Annotated in this window: 25 protein-coding genes and 1 other RNA gene; 6 read left to right on the top strand and 20 right to left on the bottom strand. The window is 60.6% G+C overall.

Annotated elements, in window-relative coordinates:
* Positions 1–77 precede the first annotated feature (77 nt).
* From ACRQ1B_RS05080 to mraZ, 15 genes are all read right to left on the bottom strand, one after another.
* Positions 78–332, bottom strand: coding sequence for a hypothetical protein (locus ACRQ1B_RS05080; protein WP_432292565.1), 255 nt, complete (start codon positions 330–332; stop codon positions 78–80).
* Positions 333–356: 24 nt separating this feature from the next.
* Positions 357–482, bottom strand: a complete 126-nt coding sequence (locus tag ACRQ1B_RS05075) for a hypothetical protein (RefSeq protein ID WP_432292564.1) — start codon at positions 480–482, stop codon at positions 357–359.
* Positions 479–706, bottom strand: a complete 228-nt coding sequence (locus tag ACRQ1B_RS05070; protein ID WP_432292563.1) for a hypothetical protein — start codon at positions 704–706, stop codon at positions 479–481. Before ACRQ1B_RS05070 ends, ACRQ1B_RS05075 begins: the two co-directional genes overlap by 4 nt.
* A gap of 34 nt (positions 707–740) precedes the next feature.
* On the bottom strand, positions 741–1,715 hold the full coding sequence (gene murB, locus ACRQ1B_RS05065) for a UDP-N-acetylmuramate dehydrogenase (RefSeq protein ID WP_432292562.1): 975 nt from the start codon (positions 1,713–1,715) through the stop codon (positions 741–743).
* Positions 1,712–3,127 (bottom strand): UDP-N-acetylmuramate--L-alanine ligase, encoded by a 1,416-nt coding sequence (gene murC, locus ACRQ1B_RS05060; RefSeq protein WP_432292561.1) that lies wholly within the window; start codon positions 3,125–3,127, stop codon positions 1,712–1,714. The genes murB and murC overlap by 4 nt, the downstream gene beginning before the upstream one ends.
* On the bottom strand, positions 3,124–4,248 hold the full coding sequence (gene murG / locus ACRQ1B_RS05055; protein ID WP_432292560.1) for an undecaprenyldiphospho-muramoylpentapeptide beta-N-acetylglucosaminyltransferase: 1,125 nt from the start codon (positions 4,246–4,248) through the stop codon (positions 3,124–3,126). Before murG ends, murC begins: the two co-directional genes overlap by 4 nt.
* A gap of 10 nt (positions 4,249–4,258) precedes the next feature.
* On the bottom strand, positions 4,259–5,413 hold the full coding sequence (ftsW, locus tag ACRQ1B_RS05050) for a putative lipid II flippase FtsW (protein ID WP_432292559.1): 1,155 nt from the start codon (positions 5,411–5,413) through the stop codon (positions 4,259–4,261).
* 2 nt (positions 5,414–5,415) lie between these two features.
* On the bottom strand, positions 5,416–6,822 hold the full coding sequence (gene murD / locus ACRQ1B_RS05045; protein WP_432292558.1) for a UDP-N-acetylmuramoyl-L-alanine--D-glutamate ligase: 1,407 nt from the start codon (positions 6,820–6,822) through the stop codon (positions 5,416–5,418).
* Positions 6,823–6,829: 7 nt separating this feature from the next.
* The gene (gene mraY, locus ACRQ1B_RS05040) at positions 6,830–7,930 is read right to left on the bottom strand and encodes a phospho-N-acetylmuramoyl-pentapeptide-transferase (RefSeq protein WP_432292557.1); all 1,101 of its coding nucleotides are present in this window, start codon (positions 7,928–7,930) and stop codon (positions 6,830–6,832) included.
* 25 nt (positions 7,931–7,955) lie between these two features.
* Positions 7,956–9,389, bottom strand: a complete 1,434-nt coding sequence (locus ACRQ1B_RS05035; RefSeq protein WP_432292556.1) for a UDP-N-acetylmuramoylalanyl-D-glutamyl-2,6-diaminopimelate--D-alanyl-D-alanine ligase — start codon at positions 9,387–9,389, stop codon at positions 7,956–7,958.
* Entirely contained in the window at positions 9,386–10,846 is a 1,461-nt protein-coding gene (locus ACRQ1B_RS05030) for a UDP-N-acetylmuramoyl-L-alanyl-D-glutamate--2,6-diaminopimelate ligase (protein ID WP_432292555.1), read from the bottom strand. Before ACRQ1B_RS05030 ends, ACRQ1B_RS05035 begins: the two co-directional genes overlap by 4 nt.
* Positions 10,847–10,913: 67 nt before the next feature.
* Positions 10,914–12,662: a peptidoglycan D,D-transpeptidase FtsI family protein gene (locus ACRQ1B_RS05025; RefSeq protein WP_432292554.1), complete on the bottom strand. Its 1,749-nt coding sequence runs from the start codon at positions 12,660–12,662 to the stop codon at positions 10,914–10,916.
* Positions 12,662–13,132, bottom strand: a complete 471-nt coding sequence (gene ftsL, locus ACRQ1B_RS05020; RefSeq protein ID WP_432292553.1) for a cell division protein FtsL — start codon at positions 13,130–13,132, stop codon at positions 12,662–12,664. The genes ACRQ1B_RS05025 and ftsL overlap by 1 nt, the downstream gene beginning before the upstream one ends.
* Position 13,133: 1 nt before the next feature.
* Positions 13,134–14,159 carry a 16S rRNA (cytosine(1402)-N(4))-methyltransferase RsmH gene (gene rsmH, locus ACRQ1B_RS05015; RefSeq protein WP_432292552.1) on the bottom strand — a complete coding sequence of 342 codons (1,026 nt, stop codon included), beginning with the start codon at positions 14,157–14,159 and terminating at the stop codon, positions 13,134–13,136.
* 14 nt (positions 14,160–14,173) lie between these two features.
* Positions 14,174–14,614: a division/cell wall cluster transcriptional repressor MraZ gene (mraZ, locus tag ACRQ1B_RS05010; RefSeq protein ID WP_432292551.1), complete on the bottom strand. Its 441-nt coding sequence runs from the start codon at positions 14,612–14,614 to the stop codon at positions 14,174–14,176.
* On the opposite strand from mraZ, the gene ACRQ1B_RS05005 reads away from it, so the two are divergent.
* Positions 14,613–14,765, top strand: a complete 153-nt coding sequence (locus tag ACRQ1B_RS05005) for a hypothetical protein (RefSeq protein WP_432292550.1) — start codon at positions 14,613–14,615, stop codon at positions 14,763–14,765. The two genes, mraZ and ACRQ1B_RS05005, sit on opposite strands and share 2 nt — an antisense overlap.
* A gap of 373 nt (positions 14,766–15,138) precedes the next feature.
* Here the strand turns inward: ACRQ1B_RS05005 and rnpB are convergent.
* The 4 genes from rnpB to ACRQ1B_RS04985 form a co-directional block, all read right to left on the bottom strand.
* Positions 15,139–15,545, bottom strand: an RNA gene (rnpB, locus tag ACRQ1B_RS05000) — RNase P RNA component class A.
* A gap of 61 nt (positions 15,546–15,606) precedes the next feature.
* Positions 15,607–16,800: an NAD(P)/FAD-dependent oxidoreductase gene (locus ACRQ1B_RS04995; RefSeq protein WP_432292549.1), complete on the bottom strand. Its 1,194-nt coding sequence runs from the start codon at positions 16,798–16,800 to the stop codon at positions 15,607–15,609.
* Positions 16,801–16,891: 91 nt separating this feature from the next.
* Positions 16,892–17,653, bottom strand: a complete 762-nt coding sequence (locus tag ACRQ1B_RS04990; RefSeq protein ID WP_432292548.1) for an N-acetylmuramoyl-L-alanine amidase — start codon at positions 17,651–17,653, stop codon at positions 16,892–16,894.
* Positions 17,650–18,390 (bottom strand): TerB family tellurite resistance protein, encoded by a 741-nt coding sequence (locus tag ACRQ1B_RS04985; RefSeq protein ID WP_432292547.1) that lies wholly within the window; start codon positions 18,388–18,390, stop codon positions 17,650–17,652. The genes ACRQ1B_RS04990 and ACRQ1B_RS04985 overlap by 4 nt, the downstream gene beginning before the upstream one ends.
* Before the next feature lie 324 nt (positions 18,391–18,714).
* Between ACRQ1B_RS04985 and ACRQ1B_RS04980 the strand changes: the two genes are divergently transcribed.
* The 3 genes from ACRQ1B_RS04980 (at position 18,715) to ACRQ1B_RS04970 (ending at position 21,838) form a co-directional block, all read left to right on the top strand.
* Entirely contained in the window at positions 18,715–19,926 is a 1,212-nt protein-coding gene (locus ACRQ1B_RS04980; protein ID WP_432292546.1) for a pyrophosphate--fructose-6-phosphate 1-phosphotransferase, read from the top strand.
* A 50-nt stretch (positions 19,927–19,976) separates the two neighbouring features.
* Positions 19,977–20,609 (top strand): LysE family translocator, encoded by a 633-nt coding sequence (locus tag ACRQ1B_RS04975; RefSeq protein WP_432292545.1) that lies wholly within the window; start codon positions 19,977–19,979, stop codon positions 20,607–20,609.
* Positions 20,610–20,797: 188 nt separating this feature from the next.
* Positions 20,798–21,838 carry a transglycosylase SLT domain-containing protein gene (locus ACRQ1B_RS04970; RefSeq protein WP_432292544.1) on the top strand — a complete coding sequence of 347 codons (1,041 nt, stop codon included), beginning with the start codon at positions 20,798–20,800 and terminating at the stop codon, positions 21,836–21,838.
* Between the two features lie 160 nt (positions 21,839–21,998).
* On the opposite strand, the gene ACRQ1B_RS04965 is transcribed toward ACRQ1B_RS04970, so the two are convergent.
* Positions 21,999–23,345 (bottom strand): serine hydrolase domain-containing protein, encoded by a 1,347-nt coding sequence (locus tag ACRQ1B_RS04965; RefSeq protein ID WP_432292543.1) that lies wholly within the window; start codon positions 23,343–23,345, stop codon positions 21,999–22,001.
* 145 nt (positions 23,346–23,490) lie between these two features.
* Between ACRQ1B_RS04965 and ACRQ1B_RS04960 the strand changes: the two genes are divergently transcribed.
* Entirely contained in the window at positions 23,491–24,738 is a 1,248-nt protein-coding gene (locus ACRQ1B_RS04960; protein ID WP_432292542.1) for a BtaA family protein, read from the top strand.
* Between the two features lie 14 nt (positions 24,739–24,752).
* Positions 24,753–25,424, top strand: a complete 672-nt coding sequence (locus tag ACRQ1B_RS04955; protein WP_432292541.1) for a class I SAM-dependent methyltransferase — start codon at positions 24,753–24,755, stop codon at positions 25,422–25,424.
* The last annotated feature ends 127 nt before the right edge of the window (positions 25,425–25,551 follow it).

Below are 25,551 nucleotides of genomic sequence, written 5' to 3'. Positions count from 1 at the left end.
CCGGTCGTAGACAAGCCAGGCAGCACCGCCGACGGTGACGATCCATGGAAATACGTACCAGAAAAATTCCTGCGAGGTCATACCTTCAGTCCTCCAAGGACGCGCTGCGCCACCAGATGTAATATAACGGCGCCCGAAATCCAACCCAACATGACAATAGCCGCAGCGAAGCTAGCGGAAGCCGGGTTTAGCGATAAGGCCTGACCGAGCACGCCAACGACAATGAAAGCGGTTGAAACACGGTCCAGAGCACCGGCTAAAAGCTTGCGCCTTTCATTGACGACAAGAACACGTCGCCGCGCTTCATCCTCGTCATAACCGGCACCGGACATCGATCACCCCGCAGACCGATGGCGCTATTTGTCGGTGCGAATCCGAACCTTGCGGCGTTCCAGCCATTCGCTCAGCAGAATGCCCGCCCACGCCGTGCCGGCGATGACGAAGGGGAGAATATAGAGAAAGAAGAAAGTCGGGGCATTCATGACTTCAGTCTCCTCAACACGTGTCTGGCACCCAAATGTAATATCAAAGCGCCGGAAAGCCAAGCCGAGGTGGAAATCACCGTGCCCCAGGTGATCTGAAAGGTCAGTGTCGAATTGGCGAAGGATGCGGCAGGCGCAATGAAGCCTGCCGCCGCACAGGCGGTCGACAACCGGTCGAGCGAATTGGCGGTCAGCTTGATCCGTTCATTATGAACCAGCGTCATAAACGCCTCCCGAACGGACCAGCAGAGCCGATCATCACTCCGTCGTCACGCCCTGAAAGGGACGCACTTCGCGGCCGGGCATGAAGACGCCGAGGCGCTTGATTTCCCATTCCAGCTTGATGCCATGTTCTTCGAACACGCGCTGGCGCACCATCTCGCCGAGATATTCCAGATCGTATCCCGAGGCGTGGCCGATATTGATCATGAAATTGCAGTGCAGCGCCGACATCTGCGCGCCGCCATTCATCAGGCCACGGCAACCGGCTTCGTCGATCACCTTCCAGGCCGAATGGCCTTCAGGGTTCTTGAAGGTCGAACCACCGGTCTTTTCCTTGACCGGCTGCACGGTTTCGCGGTGCTGGCGCACGGCATCCATTTCGGCACGAATTTTGGCGCGGTCGTCGGGATATCCCTCGAACACGGCGTGCGTGAAAATCAGGTCAGCCGGAACAGAGGAATGGCGGTAGCTGTAGCCCATGTCGGCATTAGAGAGCACATGCTTGTTGCCCTGACGGTCCACCGCATGCACTTCAACAACGCGATCCTTCGTTTCGGTGCCGTTGGCGCCGGCATTCATGCGCAGCGCGCCGCCAATCGAGCCGGGAATGCCGTAATAGAAGGCGAAACCGCCGATTCCGTTGTCCATCGCCATCGCGGCAACATGCTTGTCCGGGCAAATCGCACCGGCCTTGATGCGGTTTTCGCCGACCAGCTCGACCTGGCCAAAACCTTTGGCCGAGAGGCGCAGCACCACGCCAGCAATGCCGCCATCGCGCACCAGCAGGTTCGAGCCGACACCGACCACCGTCAACGGCACATTTTCCGGCAGAAGTTTCAGGAATGTCACGAGGTCATCGACGTCGTGCGGCTGGAACATCAGCTCGGCCAGACCACCGGCCTGGAACCACGTGACGCGATCCATCTGCGCATCCGGCGTCAGCCGTCCGCGGATATCCTTGACGCCCTCACCGAGCGAAGCCAGCAACCGTTCCCCATTCACCTGCTTCATTGCGTATGCCCCGAAATGCCCTGCAATTCCTTGGGCAGTGCTGCTGCCCAGTGCGTAATGTTACCTGCCCCCAAAAGAACCACGAAATCGCCCGGTTTGGCAATGGTGGCAACGATGCCGGCCAAAGCTTCCGGCGAGGCCATGAAGCGGGCATCACGGTGGCCGCCGGCGCGAATGCGGGCAGCCAGCGTCTCGGAATCGGCACCTTCGATCGGGTCCTCACCAGCCGCATAGACCGGGGCGAGAATGATGCTGTCGGCATCGTTGAAGCAGGTGACAAAATCTTCGAACAGGCTGTTCAGGCGCGAATAGCGATGCGGCTGGTGAACGGCGATGACGCGGCCCGAGCAGCTTTCGCGCGCAGCCTTAAGCACAGCCTTGATCTCGACCGGATGATGGCCGTAATCGTCGAAGATCGATACGTCGTTCCAGGTACCGGTCAGCGTGAAGCGGCGTTTTACGCCACCGAAGGCCGCGAGCCCCTTGCGGATGTCTTCTTCCGAAATGCCGAGACGATTGGCGACGGCAATCGCGGCCGTGGCATTGGAAATGTTGTGGCGGCCCGGCATGGGCAGCGTCAGGTCCTTGAACGAGAAGACCCGGCCGGTGCGGCGACGACGGATTTCCACATCGAAGATCGCCTTGGTGCCTTCCATGCGCACATTCGAGAATCGGGCATCGGCCTGCGGGTTTTCACCATAGGTGACGACCTTGCGGTCCTCGATCTTGCCGACCAGCGCCTGCACTTCCGGATGGTCGATGCACATGACGCCAAAACCGTAGAAAGGCACGTTTTCCACGAACTGGCGGAAAGCGGCGCGCACGGCGTCGAAATTGCCGTAATGGTCGAGATGTTCCGGGTCGATATTGGTGACGACCGCGACATCCGCCGGCAGCTTCAGGAAAGTGCCGTCGGATTCGTCGGCTTCCACCACCATCCACTCGCCCTCGCCCATGCGGGCATTGGTGCCGTAGGCGTTGATGATGCCGCCATTGATGACGGTTGGATCAAGATTGCCGGCTTCGAGCAGCGTCGCGACCATCGACGTCGTCGTGGTCTTGCCATGTGTGCCGCCGATGGCGATGGCATTACGGAAACGCATCAACTCGGCCAGCATTTCGGCACGACGCACGATCGGCAGCGATTTTTCACGCGCGGCGATCAGTTCCGGATTGGTCTTCTTGATGGCGGTGGAGACAACCACGACTTCGGCATCGCCAAGGTTCTCGGCCTGATGGCCGACGAAAACCGGAATGCCCTTGTCGCGCAGGCGCTGCACGTTGGCGCTGTCGGACTGGTCGGAACCCTGCACCTTGTGGCCAAGGTTATGCAGCACTTCGGCAATGCCGCTCATGCCGATGCCGCCGATACCGATGAAATGGACGAGGCCGATGGCCTGCGGCATCTTCATGCCCGAACTCCTTTAAACTGCGCAATCCCTTGTGCCCCGGCAATAGCGACAACCATGTCGGCAAGCAAGGTCGCCGCATGGGGACGGCCGGCCTGCTTGGCCGCTTCCGCCATCTTTGCGAGCCTTTCCGGCTCCGCCAGCGCAACCTTCAGCTTTTCCGCCAGACGCTCCGGCGAAAGCTCTGCCTGCGGCACGACTTCGGCGCCACCGGTCGCCACGAGAGCTGCGGCATTGGCGGCCTGATCGTGATCGAGCGCGTAAGGGTAAGGGACAAGAATGGATGGGCGACCGATCACCGACACTTCCGATACGGTGGATGCGCCGGAACGGCAGACGACAAGATGAGCAGAGGCGAGACGCTCCGCCATATCGGGGAAGAAGGCCGAAACATCCGGCGTCATCTTCAGCTTGGCAAAACAGGATCCGACCTGCCCCTGATCTTCCGGGCGAGCCTGCTGAGTGAGCACGATGCGGCTACGCTCATTCTCTTCCAGAAGGCTCAAAGCTGTCGGAATGGCGCGAGAAAAGAATTGCGCGCCCTGGCTGCCGCCGAAAACGACGAGGTTGAATGGCTGGCCTTCGAGGCTCGGCTTGTAAGGCGTGTTGGCGGCGGCAAGAACAGCGGGACGTACCGGATTGCCGGTCGTCACCGTCTTGTCGGCATAGGCACCGACGCCCTCAGGCAGAAAGCCGCCGGCAATCGCCTTGACGCGTTTGGCGAGCGCCTTGTTGGCGCGGCCCATCACGGCGTTCTGCTCATGGATCATCGACGGCACGCCGAGGCCGGTAGAGGCGAGAAGCGGCGGCACGGTGGGGTAACCGCCGAAACCGACAACGGCGAGCGGCTTGATGCGGCCGATCAGCTTGCGCGCAGTGCGCAGGCCGGTCCACAGCTTGAACAGCGATTTCGCCACGGCAATCGGGTTCTTGGAGCCTATCGTCGCGGACGGCACGACATGAATCTCGTCAGCCGGAAATTTGCCGGCAAAACGCTCGGCACGGCTGTCGGTGACAAGATGCACGGAATAACCGCGCGCCTTCAACTCATGCGCCAGTGCTTCGGCCGGAAACAGATGGCCGCCGGTTCCCCCGGCGGCAAGCAGGATAATGCCTTTGGTCATGAAAAACCTTTTACTCTGCAGGCACCGTCGATGTCACGCGAAAGAGGCTGCGTTCCTGTGCACGCTTTTCCGGCCGGTGACGGGTGAGCGCCAGAATGAAACCGGCGGTGACGGCAACCGCGATCATCGACGAACCACCATAGGAGATCAGCGGCAGGGTCATGCCCTTGGCCGGAATGAGTTCGAGATTAACGCTGATATTGATCATCGACTGTACGCCGAGTTGCAGCACGAGGCCGGCGACGGCAAAGCGGTTAAAATCGTTGCGTTCGCGGAAGGCGTGGCTGAGCCCCCGCAGCACAATGAAACCAAAGATCGCCACCAGAACCATGCAGAACAAGATACCGAACTCTTCGGCCGCGACGGAGAAGATGAAGTCAGTGTGGCTGTCCGGGATGATGCGCTTGTAGATGCCCTCACCCGGTCCGAGACCGAACCAGTTGCCGTTGATGATGGCGTCACGGGCGGTATCGACCTGAAACGTATCGCCCTCGCCCGTCCAGAAACGGTCGATACGACCGGCGACGTGCGGCAGCATGTAATAGGCCGTCGCCACGCCGCCGACACCAAGACCACCGAGCAGAACGATCCACAGCCACGGCATGCCGGCCATGAAAAACATGCCGCCCCAGACGGCGCTGGTCAGAACGGTCTGACCGATATCGGGCTGGGCAACGAGAAGCGCGCCGACAATGCCGAACAGGATGATGGCAAACAGATTACCGGGAATTTCCGGCTGGCGGGCGTGCTCGGCAAAAAGCCATGCGCAGACCACGACGAAAGCCGGCTTCATGAATTCGGACGGCTGGATCGACAGGCTGCCGAAATTCACCCAACGCCGGGCCCCCTTGACCTCGACGCCAAAAAACAGCGCCAGCACCATCATGGCCAAAGCCGCGATCAAGAGAATGATGGCGGTGCGACGGATCTGCCGCGGGCTGAGCAGCGACAGCGACACCATGACGATGATCGAGGGGATCAAGAACATCGCGTGACGTTCCACGAAGTGAAAGCTGTCAAGACCGAGGCGTTCGGCCACTGCGGGCGATGCCGCAAAGGACAGCATGAAACCGATACCCATCAACAGGATGAAGGCCGCCAGGAAAAAGCGGTCGATCGTCCAGAACCAGTCCGCAAGCGGACCACGGTCTACGCGACTTACCATTGTCAGTTCTCCTTTTTGACCTCGACCAGCATCGTCACGCCGTCGAGACCTGCGACCTCGGCGACAAAAGCATCACCGCGGACCTCGAAATTCTTGAACTGGTCGAAGCTGGCGCAAGCCGGCGACAGCATCACGGCCGACGTTTCGCCATCTTCCGCCGCATCGGCTGCCGCATGCGCAACGGCCTGGGCAAGCGTGCCGGAAATCTCGAATTTCACGGCATCGCCCAGCGTCGCGGCAAATTGCGGTGCCGCCTCTCCGATCAGATAGGCTTTGACGATACGCGGGAAGAGTGGTGCGAGGCTTGTGATGCCGCCTTCCTTGGGAAGACCACCGGCGATCCAGTAGATGCGCTCGTAACTCGAGAGCGCAGGCGCTGCGGCTTCCGCATTGGTGGCCTTCGAATCGTTGACGAACACGGCCTGACCGCGCCGGCCGACCGGCTGCATGCGGTGTTTCAAGCCGGGGAAACTTTTGAGGCCCGCACGAATGTCTTCGATGGAGACGCCGACCGCGAGGCAGGCGGCAATCGCCGCCGCCGCGTTCTGGGCGTTGTGGGCGCCCTTGAGCGTATCAATGCCGGCGAGATCCGCCACATCGGAAATCTTGCCGCTGTGTGCGCCAAGGATACGGCTGCCTTCGGCATAAAGACCATCAGCGACCGGATTGCGCTTGGAAATGCGTTCGACCTTCACACCGGCACGTTCCACACGATCGGCGATCATGGTGCAAAAGCTGTCATCGACGCCGATCACGGCCGTCTTCGAACCGGCGACCAGACGTTCCTTGATATCGGCGTAATGCTGCATGGTGCCGTGACGGTCGAGATGGTCTGGCGTCAGGTTGAGGAGGATACCGGCAGATGGATTGAGCGTCGGGGCCAGATCAATCTGGTAGGACGAGCATTCCACCACGTAAAAACGTTCGGCCTTGGGCGGATCGAGCGTCAGGATGGCGGTGCCGATATTGCCGCCGAGCTGGGTATCGCGGCCGCTGGATTTGAGGATATGTGCGATCAGCGCCGTCGTGGTGGACTTGCCGTTGGTGCCGGTAATGGCGATGAGCGAGCAATCCGGCGCATGCGCCCGGCGTTCTCGCACGAACAGTTCCACGTCACCGATCACCTCCACACCGGCCGCACGGGCCAGATCGACCGTCCAGTGCGGTTTCGGGTGGGTGAGCGGCACGCCGGGAGACAACACGAAAGCGGAAAGCGAGGACCAGTCCAGCCCCCGCAGATCCGCAGTCGTTATGCCTTCGGCTGCCGCCTTGGCGACGCTGTCGGGATTGTCGTCCCAGGCGGTCACGAGAGCGCCACCGGCCACCAGTGCCTTTGCCGTCGCCAGCCCCGAGCCACCGAGGCCGAAGAGAGCGACTTTTTTGCCAGAAAACGTGGTGACCGGGATCATGATACAATCAGCGCAGCTTGAGGGTGGAAAGGCCAAGAAGGGCAAGACCGACGGCGATGATCCAGAAGCGGATAACCACCTGGCTTTCGGTCCAGCCGAGCTTTTCGAAATGGTGGTGGATGGGCGCCATCAGGAAGACGCGCTTGCCCGTCAATTTGAAGAAACCAACCTGGATGATGACCGACAGTGTTTCCATGACGAACAGGCCGCCGATGATGGCCATGACGATCTCGTGCTTGGTGGCAACGGCGACCGAACCGATCAGGCCACCGAGCGCCAGCGAGCCGGTATCGCCCATGAAAATAGCGGCGGGCGGCGCGTTGAACCAAAGGAAGCCAAGGCCCGCCCCGATGACCGCGCCGAGAATGACGGCGAGTTCACCGGTGCCGGGCACGAAATTGATCTGCAGGTAGTTCGCGAAGACGGCGTTACCGGCCACATAGGAAATGATGCCGAAGGAGGCAGCGGCGATCATCACCGGCACGATGGCGAGACCATCGAGACCATCCGTCAGGTTCACGGCATTGCCCGCCGCGACGATGACGAAACCGCCGAACAGCACGAAGAAGACGCCGATATTGAGAACGAATTCCTTGATGAACGGAAAGGCTATGGATGTGCCGAGCGTGGAACCGTTCTGGCCGGTGGCAAGCGCCATACGCATCATGAAGAACGTGGCGATACCGGCGATCACGAACTCGATGCCGAGACGCGCCTTGCCGGAAAAACCCTTGTCCGACTGTTTGGTGACCTTGAGATAATCGTCATAAAAACCGATGGCGCCGAAACCGAGGGTGACCAGCAGCGTCGAGACGACATAGATGTTGGAGAGGTCGGCCCAGAGCAGCGATCCACCCAAAATGCCGGCGAGGATCATCAGTCCGCCCATGGTGGGCGTGCCGGCCTTCTTGAAATGGGTCTGCGGGCCATCGGCACGGATCGGCTGCCCCCTGCCCTGACGGACACGCAGCGAATCGATGATGCGCGGGCCGAACATGAAAACGATGAAGGCGGCGGTGAACGCGGCGGCGCCTGTGCGGAACGTGATGTACCGGAACAGGTTGAAGAATTGCACGTGGTTCGCCAGTTCGACTAGCCAGATCAGCATAATGGCCCTTTCTCGGAAGCCGGTATCAGGAATGCGGCTCCGTGTCTGCGAAGGCCGGATAGTTGTCAATAAGAGCGTCGATGATCTTGCGGAAACCGAGGCCAAGCGAGGATTTGACCATCAGAACGTCACCCGGAACGACCGAACGAACGCTGTAATCAGCAAGTTCCTGCGTCGTCTCGAAGTAGGAAACCTCAACGCTTTCGGGCAATGAGTCGCGCAATGCGGCCATTTCGGGGCCGGCGAGCCAGACATGCTCGATACCCGCAGCCAAAAGCGCACCGGCCAGGTTTTGATGAACTTTTGTCGAATGCTCGCCCATTTCCAGCATGTCGCCGAGGACGGCGATACGACGACCGGAAAGTTGCGGCTGATGCGTGGCGAGAAGCGCGATCGCAGCCCGCATCGAGGCCGGATTGGCGTTGTAGCTTTCGTCGATCAGGGTCAGGTTGCCTTCGCCGATACCGAGCGTATGGCGTTCGCCACGACCCTTGACGGGTTTCAGATCGGCCAGCGCCTGTTTGGCGGCATCCATATCGGCACCGAACAGGGACACGACGGCGAGCGCCGCCATGGCGTTTTCGGCAATGTGGCGACCGGGCGCACCGATGCGCACTTCGGTTGTGTCGCCCTGCAGCGTTGCCCAGATGACTGAGCCATCGGCATTGCCCTCGAAATCGGCAAGGCGGAAATCGGCCTTGGCATGCTGGCCGAACGTCAGGACGTTGTCGACGCCGGCCGCCTGAGCCGCCTTGTCGAGCAGATCGTATTGCGGGATATCGCGGTTGATCAGCGCCGCGCCGTTCGGCAGCACACCTTCGAAAATCTCGGCCTTGGCTTCGGCAATCTCATCGAGATCACGGAAATGGCCGAGATGGGCGGCGGCAATGGTGGTGACGACCGCCACGTGCGGGCGCACCATTCCGACCAGCGGACGGATCTCGCCAGAATGGTTCATGCCGATTTCGAAGACGCCAAAATAGGTGTCGATCGGCATGCGGGCGAGCGTTAGCGGCACGCCCCAATGATTGTTGAAGGAGGCAACGGCGGCATGCACCTTGCCAGAAGGAGCAAGGGCGTGGCGCAGCATTTCCTTGGTGGTGGTCTTGCCGACAGAGCCGGTGACGGCGACGATCTGGGCGCGGCTGCGTTTGCGGGCAGCGACGGCCAGTTTTCCGAGCGCTTCCAGAACATCCTCGACGACAATCATCGGCACCGAGAGACGGCCCATGGCAGGCAGCTTGCCTTCGGCGACAACGATCAGCGCGGCACCATTGGCGACGGCGACACCGGCATAATCGTGGCCATCGACGCGGTCACCCTTGATGGCGAAAAAGGCTTCGCCTTCACCGATCGAGCGGCTGTCGATGGAAATGCCGGTAATGCCGGCCGGCAATGCGCCGACCGGGCGGCCATCCATCACGGCCGACATTTCTTCGGAGGTCCAGAGCAGGCTCACTGTTTCAGGCCCTCCAGCGCCTTGCGCACTTCGACATGATCGGAAAACGGCAGCGTGGTCGAACCGACAGTCTGGCCTTCCTCATGGCCCTTGCCGGCAACGATCAGCGTATCGCCCGCATGCAGCAGCGAAACGGCGTGTCGGATCGCTTCGGCGCGGTCGCCGATCTCGGTGGCGCCAGGCGCTGCCGCCATGATTTCCGAGCGGATTGTTTCCGGCTGTTCGGAACGTGGATTGTCGTCCGTGACGATCACGACGTCGGCAAGCCGCGTGGCGATCTCGCCCATGATCGGGCGCTTGCCCTTGTCGCGATCACCACCGCAACCGAAGACCACGACGACACGGCCGGTGGTGAAGGGACGCACGGAAGACAGCACGTTCTGCAGTGCATCCGGCTTGTGGGCATAATCGACATAGGCCGGCGCGCCATCCGGCGTCTGGCCGACCAGCTCGAGACGGCCGGAAGCGCCGACCAGTTTCTCAAGCGCCGCCATGGCCTTGTCGGCGGAGACACCGGTGGACATGGCGAGACCGGCGGCCACCAGCGCATTGGCGATCTGGAAATCGCCGGCAAGCGGGATGTCTACCTCGAAGATACGACCTTCTGCAGTGATTTCAGCGGTCTGCTTGTGGCGGAAATGCTCGACACGCTTCAGCGTCAGATAAGACCCCTTGCGACCAACGGTGCGCACATCCAGCCCGGAGGCGGTTGCGACGCGAATGGCTTCTTCCGACCACGGATCGTCGGAGAAAATCACGGCCGGCGAGCCCTTTTCCATCAGCGTATCGAACAGGCGCATCTTTGCGGCCATGTACGATTCGACGGTCGGGTGGTAATCCATGTGGTCGCGACCGAGATTGGTAAAGCCGGCAGCCGCCAGCCTGACGCCATCGAGGCGGCTCTGGTCGAGGCCATGGCTGGAGGCTTCCATGGCGGCGTGGGTCACGCCTTCCGATGCCAGTTCGGCCAGCAGCGCATGCAGCGCGATCGGATCGGGCGTCGTCAGCGAGCCGTAGTCGTTGCGGGCCGGCGATACGACGCCGGTCGTGCCGATCATGGCGGCGGCATGGCCTGCATGTGCCCAGATCTGGCGAGTGAACGACGCCACCGATGTCTTGCCGGCCGTGCCGGTGACGGCAACCATGGTTTCCGGCTGCGCGCCGGAAAACCGTGATGCTGCCAGCGCCAGAAGGCGACGCGGATTTTCAACGGTCAGAACCGGAATGCCGACATCGGCGGTGTGTGCAGCAATCGCAGCGACGGCACCACGGGCGGCGGCATCACCGATAAAGCCTGCGCCATCGGCCTTCGAGCCGGCCATAGCAACGAACAAGGCGCCGGGCACAGCCTTGCGGCTGTCCGACGCGATCGCGGTAATGTTCAGATCCCCCGCGGGACCCTTCATAGCCTCGGCAAGCTCAGGAAAATCGGTGCCTAAAAGCTCTCTCAATATCATCTCTGCCCTCTCCTTCCGGGGGCCGGATCATGCCGGCCCGCGAATCGTCGTGCCCATTCATTATGACCTAATAGGACACGAGCAAGGCGGAGCCATTTTCACCAAACGAAGGTTGTACACCGAGAATAGGGGCCGACCGTGCGATGATCTCCTTGACCATCGGCGCAGCAGAGGTTGCGGCAAGGGCTGCACCGTTGCCCTTGTCGGTTTTCGGCTCGTCGGAGAAGCTCAGGACCACGTAACGCGGATTGCTCATCGGGAAGGCCGCCAGGAAGGCGTTGAAATTCTTGTCGTGAGCATAACGGCCATTGACGACCTTGTCCGCCGTACCGGTCTTGCCGCCAACGTCAAACCCTTCGACGCGGGCATTACGGCCGGAGCCCCTCGAACCGTTCCACTCGAACAGGTAACGCATGTCCTTGCTGCTCGATGGGTTCATCACCTGCGTAGCAAATTCGGTCGCCTGCTCTTCCGTACGCGGCAGGAATGTCGGCGGATGCAGAACACCGCCGTTCACCAGTGCCGCGCCGGCAACGGCCGTCTGCAGCGGCGTGGTGGAGACGCCGTGACCGAAGGAAATCGTCACCTGGTTGATCTTCTTCCATTCGCGCGGTGCGCTCGGCGTGGCGATTTCCGGCAGTTCCGTCTTCATGCGGGTCAGAAGCCCGAGTTTGGTCAGGAACGCCTTGTGGTCTGGAATACCGACGGCATCAGCGATTTTGGCCGTGCCGATGTTGGAGGAATACTGGAAAACTTCCGGCACGCTGAGGAAACGGCCCTTGCCGTGGAAATCCTTAACGGTGAAACCGCCCATGCGGATCGGAAACCGTGCGTCGATACTGTCGTTCAATGTGATCTTTTTTTCGTCCAGCCCCATGGCAATGGTGAAGGATTTAAAGGTCGAGCCCATTTCGAACGTGCTGTTCGTCATGCGGTTCATCCAGCCTTCCGGCCCGTTGGCATTCGGATCGTTCGGATCGAAATCCGGCGCCGACGCCATGCCGAGAATTTCACCGGTATGCACGTCGATCACCACGGCACCACCACCAATCGACTTATACTTGTCGATGGAACTGGCGACCACATCGCGCACGATTGCCTGCACGCGCACATCGATCGACAGTTTGACCGGCTCGAGCGGCTGATTGGACGTCATGCCGACGGCGGCAAGATCGGCCAGCCCCTGGCTGTCGATATAACGCTCCATGCCGGAGACGCCGCGGTTGTCGATATTGACGTAACCGACGATATGCGCGGCGGTCGGGCCACCCGGATAGAAGCGACGCTTTTCCGGCCGGAAACCGATGCCGGGAATGCCGAGCGCGAGAATCTGGCTCTGCTGCTTTGGCGTCAGCTGGCGCTTCAGCCACTGGAAACGGCTTTTTGACGACAGTTTTGCATAGGTCCCCTTGATGTCGAGGTCATGCAGGACGGTCGAGAGCTTTTCGATGACTTCGTCCGCATCGACGATCTTGTGCGGCTCGGCAAACAGCGAGACGGTGCGGATGTCGGTGGCGAGAAGCGCACCGTTGCGGTCGACGATATCCGGGCGTGACGCCATCAGACGATCGGCCGGCGGAATGCTGGAGGTCGTCTGCGGCTCGCTCATCGCGTAATAGACCATGCGGCCGCCGATGACGCAGTAGAGCGCCGCAAAACCGAAAATGACGAGACCGACACGGTCGCGGGCCTGCTGTGCTTTCCTCTTGCGGGTCCCCTCGAAATTGGCACCGGCCTTGCGCGGCGAAGCACCACGGGCACCCGTGGAAAAATGCCCCCTGCTCTTCAGCACCATGATCCGGGAAAGAAAAGACATCAGCGATTTACCGATCCGGTTGAGATTGAGTCTACGCGTACAGATCCACGTGCTACCGGAACGGGGATGCGCGAAGCTGGAGGCGACGCCTTGGCGGCGGCGACACCACGGATCGCCTTGGCCACTTCATCATCGGCACCGGCGATCAGCTGCTCGATCGAGGTTTCGGGCTGAGGAAGCTGGGACTTCAGCATCGGCAATTCGTTGGGCTGCGCGAGCTGGGTCGGGTCGGTCGCCGCCAGCTGCAGCTCCTGATTATAGGCACCGATCAGATGCTGCAGGCGGCTTGGCTGTGTCTGCAAAGCCCAGTCAGCTTTCAGGAGATCGATCGTATCGCGCTCAAGGCGGATTTCCGTCTGCAGACGACGCACCTCTTCCAGCTTCAGTTCGGCGCGATGCTTGATCGTGTAGGTGACGACGGCTGTCGCCGTCATGACGCCGATGAGAACGATATCAAAACTTCTGAGCATGTTACGCTCCCATCGTGACAAGGCTTGCGAGATCGGGAAGATCGAAGATCGACATATTGGCGGAACCGGGCGCGGCTGTGGTGCGAAGGCCTGCGCGCAGCTTTGCCGAACGGGCTCGCGGATTGATTTCCGCCTCCTCTTCGGTCGCACCGATCATCGGCTTGCCGATCGTTTCGAAGACGACCGGACGCTCCTCGACCAACGGCATGTGGCGTGAGCCGGTTGCCTTGCCGGAACGATCGGCGAAGAATTTCTTGACGATGCGGTCTTCCAGCGAATGGAAGCTGACGATGACCAGACGACCGCCGGGCTTGAGCGAACGTTCGGCCGCAAACAGCGCCTGCGCCAGTTCGCCGAGTTCGTCATTCACGAAAATGCGCAGCGCCTGGAAGACGCGGGTCGCGGGATGGATCTTGTCCTTGGCACGGCGCGGATTGACCGTTTCGATCAGGTTGGCGAGATCGCGCGTCGTTGTGAACGGCTCCTGCGCACGGCGCTTTTCGATGGCGCGGGCGATACGGCCGGCGTGATTTTCCTCACCGAGGAAACCAAAAATGCGGGTGAGATCGCCGACCTTGGCGCGGTTGACCACATCAGCCGCCGACACGCCGGACGCCGACATGCGCATATCGAGCGGTCCATTGCGCTGGAAGGAGAAGCCGCGTTCGGCTTCATCGATCTGCATGGAGGACACGCCGATATCGAGCACGACGCCATCGAGGCCGCCGTCCGGCGCATGCTGATCGAGATCGGAAAACTGCGAATGGATGAGAGACAGGCGACCGCCACTTGCCTTGACCAGAGCCTGACCGCCGGCAATCGCCGTCGGGTCGCGGTCGAGCGCGATCACGTTTGCACCTGCATCGAGAATGGCAGAGGTATAACCGCCTGCGCCAAAAGTGCCGTCGAGAATGACCTCGCCCGCCTTCGGCTGCAGCGAGGCCAGCACTTCGCGGAGAAGAACCGGGATGTGGCGAACCGATCCGCCATCGGCTTCAGGTGTCCCGTCGCCAAGATTCGCCGCCATCCCGTTTCCTCGTCCTATTGAGGGCGCGAACCGATACTCAAGCGCCCTTCCCTTGCCGCCGCCTGCGCCTCGTGAAACGCCTGCGGCTGCCAAAGTTGAAAATGATCCGAGCGCCCGACAAAGGTCACATCCGTGCTGATGCCCGTAAAATCCCGGATGAAATCCGTGACCATCAGACGGCCTTCCGCATCGAGCCTCATGAAAACGCCGCCACCGTGAACCAGCAGCGACATCCTGTTTGCTTCCGGCGAGAATGGATCGGCTGCCGCAATCTGCCGCTCGTAACGTTCGAGCAGATCCGGACCGCCGACGCTGATCGCCGGAAAGACGAGGTCCTGGAGACAATAAAGCTCCTGAACGCCCCGCTGCGCCAACACGGAACGGAACAGCGCAGGGACGGAAACTCGCCCCTTCGCATCGATCCGATTCGTCGCATTGGACAGGAAGCGGTTCATGACACCAAACATCCACTCCCGAAAGCCGCCGAACGAAAAACATGTCGGCCAGAACGCACTGCGCACTCCAGAACCGGACACACGAACCAGCCTTCGGATGACCACAAGTCCATCCGCCTTTCCGTTTCCGGAACTGGTCGAAACTGTCTGATTGAGGGGTCTGCCGCGACCCTTGTGCAGTGCAGTTTTGGGATAACATGGGACCATATGGGCGTCAATGGGAAGCATCCGCCAAACCGGAATGCGACATAGTTTATTTATAAGCTGTTAAGTTTAACAAAGAGTTAGCGAGCAATGCCCGCAGATTGCATGCGCCAATGGCCCCAAGTCGCGCGACAACGGAGGCTAAGCTGTTGGGTAATCGGAAAGATTAGAAAATCGATGGATAAAGAATGCGCAGCGCGAGCGCAATCCTGGCGAGCAGAGGCCAGACAAAAGCTCTACGCCAGGACGTGAATCACTTTCCACGCCCCATCGCGTCCCAACGGATTGCCGTCAGTGGGCATGCGTCAAAACAGGGTAAAAATACCAGTTGGCCTGTAAGCCGGGTTCTGTATGGCACCGATGCGAACACCGGAACGTGGCAGCCATTCATCTGGGACGCCGTTTGCACGTCGCCTCTCGCAACCCACCCGGATGACTGGCCCGAAAACCGGCTGTAGCTCCGCCTTGCGACGGAACCCGCGTCATCCCTATTCGGTCTTGCTCCCGGTGGGGTTTACCATGCCGCCGCTGTTACCAGAAGCGCGGTGGGCTCTTACCCCACCCTTTCACCCTTACCCGGCCGGAGCCGGGCGGTATCCTTTCTGTGGCACTTTCCCTGGGGTCGCCCCCGCCGGACGTTATCCGGCACCGTGTTTCCGTGGAGCCCGGACTTTCCTCACCCTACCGTCTTTCGACATTGGTAAAGCGCGGCTGCCCGGCCAACTGGTCCGCGCTCCTTAGACGAGAGAAGAAACAATTGCCACCGGGAAAACGACAAGCGGACCGGATCAGAGGAAATGGGCGGGGAAACCGCCAGCCGCCGCGTAAGCATCGTCCTCGATGCGGCCACGGAACAGCAGTTCGGCACCGAGCCTGCCGATCTCGTCCGAGCTTTTGGCCGCAGCACCGCAGCCGCCGGTCAGGACGCCTGATCGTGCCGAGGTCATGGCGATGGCTGGATAATCGGTCGGCGTGAACGAGGTGACGCAGGCCGCCATGGAATTGCGCGACAGATCGACATCCGGCACCAGTTTTTCGACAACCGAAGTCAGGTGACGATTGGTGCTTTCGCGCCCACCGGAGCGAAACCATGCGCGGATATCCGGCTCGGTCTTCAGCTCCACATCGTCGGGATCGCCGCCGATCTTGAGATACAGTTTTCCGTCCGGGTACCGCACCGGCGGCAGCATGTAGATGCCGTCGTCTTCCTCGGTCCACTTCCAGATCAGCGACGGCATTTTGCCGAACGCGTCCATCTGCGTTTCGTCGATCTCGAAGAAGGACACGGTGCGGGCATAAACCTTCAGATCGAGCGGGGCGCCAAGCAGCTTTTCGGCGATGGAAAACCCACCAGCGGCGACAAGAACCTTTTCCGCCGTATAATTTTTGCCTTCCGCCGTCGTGACGGTGACAAGACTGGCCTCTTCCCGCGTCGCAACCACCGTCTCGCGGATGATGGTCGCGCCCTGACGTTCAGCCAGAATGGTCTGCGCCATTACCAACCCACGCGGATTGATATGGCCGGCATTGTTTTGTTCGAAGATGCCGTCGCTGCTCTGAGGGAACGAGAAATACGGAAAGATTTCTGAGAGACGGGAAGCACCCATGTTTTCGGTGACAACACCAAGGGCGGCAGCAGCTTTTTCGACTCGGCCGACATAGGTAGCATCGCCATTGCGCTGTGGGCCAACCACAAGGCAACCGACTTCGGAGTAAAAATCCACGCCACTTTCCTTGGTGATCTCGCCGTAGCGAGCGATCGAGCGATTGGCGAGGCGCGCCCAGACGGCATTCGGATCGATGGTGCGGGTGATGCGGGCTTCGTCATAATGGCTGGCGAACACGCCCTGATGGCTGGCCACCTCCGCAGGCTCGGCCGGGCCGATGACCGCGACGCCATCCGTCCAGCTCGAAAGATGCCGTGCAGCAGCCGCGCCCATCATGCCGCAACCGATGATGATAAATTTGAAATGCCCGTCCATGAGATGCCTGCGTTCCCGTGATTATCGATTATGCGCAGACAGTTGTAGCCGTTTGCGGAATCAATTCCAGAGCAAGAAACAGGTGGATCGGTCAGGCGTAATGCGGAAGCGACGTCAAAAGCCGGTGAAGCGTATCGATGGTCGACATATCGGCAATACCATCGACGCGTTCGGTGCGGAAATGCCGCTGAAACGCCTCGACCACGCCCTGCGTATGTTCGCAGAACTCACCGGTGATCTCGATGCCATACCCGTAAAGCGCCAGCATGGACTGCAGCGCCTCGACCGGCTGACCGCTATCTCCACGCTGGAAAAACCGCCCGCCGGAAATCGGCGTCGGCTCGACCCAATGGCCGATACCGGCCTGATGCAGCCGGCCCCACGGAAAATTCTCGCCCGGATCGACCTTGCGGATCGGCGCGACATCGGAATGACCGAGAATGCGCTGCGGCGCGATCGACCAGCGTTTGGCGATATCGCGACAAAGCCCGATCACCGATTCGATCTGCGCGCCGGGAAACGGCGGCAAGCCACCGGGATGGCCGACATTGGCGATCTCGATACCGATCGAGCGCGAATTGGTATCGGCCTCGCCTTCCCAGATGCTCTTGCCCGCATGCCAGGCGCGCAGCCCTTCCGGCACGAGCTGGAAGACTGCACCGTTTTCACGGACGAAATAATGGCTGGAGACCTGGCTTTCCGGATTGCACAGCCAGGACAACGCCTGATCCTCGCCGCCCATGCCGGTGTAATGCAGGAGAATCATATCCGGTTCGCGGCCATCGGCACGTTCGCCATGGTTCGGCGACGGCATCAGCGATGCGCCGAGATGTTCGGATTTTATCGCACTCATGCTGCGCGGCGTTCTTTCTCGATTTCCGAATAGGCCGCATTGAGCGCAGCCATCCGTTCGGTCGCCGCCGCATGCAGGGCCGCCGGCACGCCACGGGCATGCAGCTTGTCCGGGTGATGCTCGATCACCAGACTGCGGTAACGCTTGCGGATCGTGGCGAAATCGTCTTCCGGCGAAACGCCGAGCACGAGATAGGGGTCGCGACCTTCCAGCTCGACATGGCGCGCCATGATTCGGCGGAAATGCGCTTCATCGATGCGAAAGATCTCTGCGATGCGGGCGAGGAAGGACAGTTCCTTCTCGTGCAGAAGACCGTCGGCCTTGGCGATATGGAACAGGCCATCGACGACATTTTCCAGCATCGGGCAATTATGCGCACCGGTGCCGCAAAGGTTGGCAAGCTTCGAGGCATAGGCCTCGTAACCGGCAACGTCCTGCCGTGCGAGATTGTAGAGACGCGCGACGTTCTGTGCTTCTTCCGGCGGAAAATCGAAGATCTGGCGGAAGGCGGCGACTTCCTTTTCGTTCACATTGCCATCAGCCTTGGCCATCTTGGCCGAGAGCGCGATGATGGCGACGGAGAACGACACCTGACGCCGGGTTTCCGGGTCACCTTCGAAGACGGTGCGAATCGCTTCCACTACACGGCCAAGCGCATTGCCGGCCGCGTCGCCAATGGCGCCGAGCAGCTTTTCCCAAAGCGAGGAAATATGGAGGCAGGCAAAATCCGTGATCATCGTCCTACATGACCAGTTTTTGCCAATTTTTGCAAGATGACGCGCGAAGCTGCAGAGCAGGTGCAGCAATCACTTATCCGAGAGACGCCGACTGATGCATGAACGGCCAAACATGTCGCACCACCTGCCCGTCCTCCCTCGCCTATGCCTCGGGTAACGTTACGGAAAGCGGCCTTCCATTTGAACCGATTGAATGTTGGAAACGCGGTTATCGCGCTGCGAAATAACGCTATTTGCCGCTCGAACGGCTTTACAGCCGGGCCACTCTATCGCATCCATCCTCTTCAAGCGCCCTAGAGGAGTGCGCAGTGTGGAGGAGATTTCATGGCCAGACAAAAAGTAGCAATGCTGACGGCGGGCGGACTTGCCCCTTGCCTTTCCTCGGCGGTCGGCGGCCTGATCGAGCGCTACAGCGATGTTGCACCGGAACTCGATCTCATTGCCTATCGTTCCGGTTATCAGGGTGTGCTGCTTGGCGATTCGATCGAAATCACCGGTGAGATGCGCGAAAAGGCGTACCTCCTGCACCGCTTCGGCGGCTCGCCGATCGGCAACAGCCGCGTCAAGCTGACCAATGCCGCCGACTGCGTGAAGCGCGGCCTCGTCAAGGAAGGCGAGAACCCGCTGAAAGTGGCCGCCGAACGGCTGGCCTCCGATGGCGTGACGATCCTGCACACGATCGGCGGCGATGACACCAACACGACGGCGGCCGACCTTGCCGCCTATCTCGGCCAGAACGGTTATGACCTGACCGTCGTCGGCCTGCCAAAAACCGTCGATAACGATGTCGTGCCGATCCGCCAGTCGCTCGGGGCATGGACGGCGGCGGAAGTCGGCGCAAATTTCTTCGACAACGTTTCGAACGAACAGAGTGCCGCGCCACGTACGCTGATCATCCATGAAGTGATGGGCCGCCATTGCGGCTGGCTGACCGCCGCCACCGCCCGCGCCTATATGCAGAAGACGAAGACCCACGATTATGTCGAGGGCTTCATGATGGACGAGCAGTTGAAGAAGATCGACGGCATCTACCTGCCTGAAATGCGTTTTGACCGCGATGCGGAAGCCACGCGCCTGAAGGACGTGATGGACCGTTATGGTTACGTCGCCCTGTTCATTTCCGAGGGCGCCTGCATGGATGTCATCGTCAAGGAATTTGAGGCCTCCGGCGAAAACATCAAGCGCGACGCGTTTGGGCATGTGAAGCTCGACACGATCAATGTCGGCGGCTGGTTCCAGAAGCAGTTTGCCTCGCTTTTGGGTGCCGAACGATCACTGGTGCAGAAGTCCGGTTATTTTGCCCGCTCGGCTCCGGCCAATGGCGATGACCTGCGCCTCATCCAGGGCATGGTCGATCTGGCTGTGGAAAGTGCGCTGAATGGGGTCTCCGGCGTCACCGGACACGACGAAGATCAGAATGGGAAATTGCGCACGATCGAATTCCCGCGTATCAAGGGAGGCAAGCATTTTGATTTGTCGACCCCATGGTTCGGCGATGTCATGACGGCAGTCGGCCAAAATTTTGAAAAGGCCTGATTTTCAGCGGCAGCGGCCCAAAAGAGGAAGGGCCGGAGGAGAATAGGACAATGTCCAGCGATACAATGCTAGTCTTTGCGGCGGCGTCGTTGTTCCTCGTCATTCTGCCCGGTCCGCTTGCCGATCTGACCGCGCGCTACACTTTGTCACGTGGTCGCCTCACCGGCCTTCTGACGGTTCCGGCGATCGCACTCGGCCTCGTTGCCGCCATGACGGTGGCCAGCATGCCGGTGGTCGCGATCGCCCGTTATCTGCCGCACCTGTTCGAACTCGTCTCGTGGATCGGCCTCACCTATCTGATGCTGCATGTCCTGTGGACGCTGCAACATCCGGCCCGCGGTTATCTCGCCCACAACGACAACCTGCCCGAACGCCAGCCGGTCCGTATCTTCCTGCACATCTTCCGTCTCGCCGCGCTGAAACCGCGCTCCATCCTCGCCTTTATCGCACTTCTGCCGCAGGCTTTTGATCCGCACGGATCGCTCTCGCTGCAACTGGTTGAAATGGATGGTGTTTTCTTGTGTGCAGCTTTGGCCGGCGGCGCGCTGAACGTGGTGCTGGCTGATCGCCGCCTGAAGCGATTGGAAAAACTCGGGCTGAAGAATCCATCCTCGCGCAAGCCTCGTACGCGATTTATATCCCGTCGTGCGGTCACGGCGGGGTATCGGCGGATTGCCGCCTGACCAAACGAAGCGACCAAAAAAAGCTGTGCGCAGACTTTAATGCAATGTGCCGTTTCGCCCTGAAAACAAAGGCTTGACGCACGATTGCTCAGTCCACTTGCCCGAATGCTACCAATCGGTTAATGGACGTAATGATCCGTTAGGATTCTTGAGTGGGCTGGGACAACCGATTTCATGAGAGCGACCCAATGGCGATAACCCGATTTGGCGGCTGCAAGACAGCCCTGGCTTTTGCCGTTTCGTCCGCGCTTGCAGGTTGTTCGGCCATGGATCAGGCGTCTGGCCCGAATGTGACGAACACCCAGACTGCCACGCCAGCCGTTTCAGCGACCGATCCGAACGCGCCACAGGTAGCCGATATGGCCGGCGAGACCGCACCGGTTCTCGAAAAGTCCGCCCGCATCCATATCGCTTCGCTTCCAACCAGCCTCAGCGTCACCGAGATCCAGACCGCAGCCCTCGCTTCGCCGGATCCGGCACCGCAGCCCGTGCCGCTTGCCATTGCGCCGGTTGCCGACGCCACCAACGCGGCGCAGGCCATTGCAAGCGCTGCTCCGGTCGCAGGTTCGCCGCCGGCAACGAGCACCGTTCTCGCCTCTGCCGCACCTGCACAGCATACGCTTTCGACCAAATCCGGCCGTATCGTACAGCCGCAGCTTTCCGCTGGCCCGGTCGCCAATGAGGCAACGGTGACCACGGCCGAACTGCCGATCACAGCCGAAATGGTCGCCGTACAGTCGGTCGTGCCGATGCCGAAACCGACAGCACCGAACATGATGCTGGCCTATGCCGGCCCGGATAACGCCGTTTCCGGCATGGTGAATGCGGGCTTTTTTCCGCCCGCCCCGGGCGCTCCGATCCCGGAAACCGCCGATGCCAGCAATCCGCAGCTCAACAAGCTGATCACCCGTTATGCCGGCCTTTACGGCGTGCCGGAATCTCTGGTGCATCGCGTCGTGCATCGCGAAAGCAAATATGATCCCAAAGCCTATCACAAGAACGGCTATTGGGGTCTCATGCAGATCAAATATTCGACTGCCAAGTCGATGGGTTACGATGGCCCGGCCAGCGGCCTGCTCGACGCCGAAACCAACCTGAAATACGCGATCAAATACCTTCGCGGCGCCTGGCTGGTGGCCGGCAACAAGAATGACGACGCCATCAAGCTCTACGCCCGCGGCTATTATTACGACGCCAAGCGCAAGAACATGCTGCACGTCCTGCAGTGAGGGAAAGCCCTCTCTTTGGTCATCCTCGGGCTTAACCCGAGGACCCATGGCGCATCCACCGGAGGGCTTGGGTGTGGATCCTCGGGTTAAGCCCGAGGATGACAATCGGGCAGGGTGACGATCTAAACGCTGCCCACCTGTGGCGGCCCGATTATCCTTGTTACCGCACCACCTTCGCTGCCGCCGCAATCAGCTCAAGTACGTTATAGCCGCCACCTGACGGCGTCAGTCCCATGCGCAGCACCACCAGCCCCATCGACGGTACCACCGCCACCGTCTGCCCGTCATGGCCGCTCAGCATGAACATATCCGCCGGCAATCCTTCGGCATCGCGGCCGTAAAGCTTCAGCCAGGTCTGCATCTGTGAATAGCGGCCATCGGATTTCGGCGAGGCCTTGCCCATCATCGCAACCGTGCCTTCCGGCAGCAGGCGTTCGCCCTTCCACATGCCATCGGCCGCCAAAAGCATGCCGAACCGCGTCCAGTCTCGCGCGGTCGCATAAATGTAGGAACTGCCGGCATAGGTGCCGCTCGCATCGGTCTCGAACACCGCGCTTTGCATGCCGAGCGGCGCAAACAGCGCCCGTCCCGGATAAGCCATCGCCGTCGCCTTGTCGCCGATCCGGTCCATCCAGAGTTTCGACAGAAGAACCGATGTGCCGGAAGAATAGGAAAATTTTGTGCCGGGCGAAGCCTCAAGCGGCGTGTCGATGGCAAATTCCGCCATGTCCTGTTCGAGGAACAGCATGCGCGTGACATCCGCCACCGTGCCGTAATTCTCGTTGAAACCGAGGCCGCTTTCCATGGCGAGCAGTTGCGCCAGCGTGATCTCGCCGCGCTCGTCATTTTCCCATTGCGGAAACAGGTTGCGATCAGAATAGGAAAGCTTGCCCTCCCCCACCAGTTTGGCAATCAGCGCCGCATTGATCGTTTTCGCCATCGACCAGCCGATCAGTGGCGTCTTGTCCGAAAATCCATCGCCATAACGTTCACCGAGAATACGCCCGTTCTGCGCCACGATGACGGCGCGCATGCCTGGACCGGTGAAGGCTTCGTTTGCCAAAAGCGAGGTGATGCGCTGATCCGTCTCGATCTTCGTGCCATCGGGAAACAGAACGTCGGCCGGGCCTGATTCGGGGCCGACGATTGGCGGGCTTTGGTTTCGTTCACCCTTGGCAGCCAAATCCTGCGTCACGGCGCAGCCGACATTATCACGATAAATGGCGACCGAAGGCGCGATGAATCCGAAGATCGCCGCATCCACCTTTGCCGCCTGCTCATCGACGCTCACCTGCATCAGCCGCAGCAACGGATGGCCCGGCGCCTGAACATCGACGGCCAGCACGTCCTGCGCATCGCGGCCTGCCAGAAAAACGTTGGAACACACGATCTTGGCGGCATAACCGCTGCCCACCCGCAAAAGCTCCGGCGGCATGGTGACGAGCCAGATCAGGGCGGCGATGAACAATGTAACGACAGTAACAAGGACGATCTTGACGATGCGCATGGCGGGCTCCGATTGCGGCCGCATGCAATCAGGAAACGCCGGCGATGGAAAGAGCCGTGACCGTCACGTTCGTCACATCCCGCGTCATCAAACTGTAGCAGGCCGGGTCTAGAGCCGTTTCAACTCATGAAGAGCAGGAACGACCATGACTGATTTTGCCTCAGAAGCCGGTTATCTCAAGAATGAAAAACTAAAAACTGCCCTGCTCCAGCATAAGGCATTCTCAGCCAAGGGTTTTTCCGAGCGCATGTTCGGCCTGCTGTTCTCCGGTCTTGTCTATCCGCAGATCTGGGAGGACCCGGATGTCGATATGGCCGCGATGGAGCTTGGCGAGGGTCATCACGTCGTCACGATCGCGTCCGGCGGCTGCAACATGCTCGCCTATCTCAGTCGCAGCCCGGCAAAAATCGACGTCGTTGACCTCAATCCGCACCACGTGGCGCTCAACCGCCTGAAGCTGACCGCCTTCCGCCACCTGCCCGCCCATTCCGATGTCGTGCGCCTGCTCGGCCAGCACAATGTCGATGCCAACATTTCCGCCTTCGACACTTTCATCGCACCGCATCTGGACGAGACGACCCGCGCCTACTGGCAGAAACGCAACATTAGTGGCCGCCGTCGCATCGATGTGTTCAAGCGCAATATCTATCGCACTGGCCTGCTCGGCCGCTTCATCGGCGTCGGCCACCTGCTCGCCCGCCTGCACGGCGTCGATCTGACAAAAATGGCGGAAGCCAAATCGCTGCGCGAGCAGCGCCAGTTTTTCGATGACCGCATCGCGCCGCTGTTCGACAAGCCGTTCATCAAATTCCTCACCAGCCGCAAGAGCTCGCTCTTCGGCCTCGGCATTCCGCCGCAGCAATATGACGAACTGGCAAGCCTTGCCGATGACGGCTCGATCGCGCCGGTTCTGCGTCAGCGCCTTGAAAAGCTCGCCTGCCATTTCCCGCTGCGTGATAACTATTTTGCCTGGCAGGCGTTTGCCCGTCGGTATCCGCAGCCGCATGAAGGTTCGCTGCCGACCTATCTGCGCGAGGAACATTACGCCGCGATCCGCGACAATGCCGAGCGCGTGTCCGTCCATCACGCCAGCTTCACCGAGCTTCTGAACCAGAAGCCGGCCGCTTCCGTCGATCGTTACATCCTGCTCGATGCACAGGACTGGATGAACGACGAACAGTTGAACGACCTGTGGACCGAGATCACACGCACCGCCGCCCCCGGCGCCCGCGTGATCTTCCGCACCGCCGCCGAAAAGAGCGTCATCGACGGTCGCCTCTCACAGGCTATCGCCAACCAGTGGACCTACAGCAAGGACCGCTCGGAGGCGCTGAACGTTCAGGACCGCTCCGCCATCTATGGCGGTTTCCACATCTACACCAAGAACGCCTGAGCGAGGCCGGACGGATGGCGGCGGCAAGCGAAAACCTCAACGGTGGCGACAGCGAACACGCGGCCCGCATGGATGGCATGTATCGCTACCAGCGGCACATTTACGACCTGACCCGCAAATATTACCTCTTTGGCCGTGACAAGGCGATCGCAAGCCTTGGCATGGCGGACGGTGAGACGCTGCTGGAAGTCGGCTGCGGCACCGGCCGCAACCTTCTGCTCGCCCACAAGCACCACAAGGGCGCAAAGCTCTACGGGCTGGATATTTCAGCCGAGATGCTGGAAAGCGCCCGCCGTAATTTTCGCAACAAGGCCGAGCAACCGGTGCTGAAAGTGGCAGATGCAACCACGTTCAGCGCGCATGACTTTGGCACAGACGGCTTTGACCGCATCCTGATTTCCTATGCCCTGTCGATGATCCCCGACTGGGAAGGTGCGATCGACGCGGCACTGAAAGCCGTAAAGCCGGGCGGTTCTCTGCATATCGTTGACTTCGGCCAGCAGGAACGCCTGCCCGCATGGTTCCGCGCCGCGCTGCAGGCTTGGCTGATCCGCTTTCATGTGACGCCCCGCGCCAGCCTGCATGAGGCGCTGGAAAAGCGGCTGGCCGACGCCAATGCCGACATGATGTTTGAGGAAATCGGCGGCGGTTACGCCTGGCACGCGATCATCCGCAAGCGCGCCTGAAACAGCCTGACACAATTGTCATCGCCGGGCGCGCCAGCCCTGCTCCAATTTCGCGGTCTATATGCTAAACGGGATTCGGCCATACCAGCGAGCATGGGCGGTCGAAACAGCGCAGCCTCAAGACCGG

The organism is Endobacterium panacihumi (assembly GCF_050847465.1).
In the GTDB taxonomy this organism is placed as follows: domain Bacteria; phylum Pseudomonadota; class Alphaproteobacteria; order Rhizobiales; family Rhizobiaceae; genus Neorhizobium; species Neorhizobium panacihumi.
Note: the sequence above shows the minus strand (reverse complement) of the source record. Positions and strands in the feature narration are given on the sequence as shown.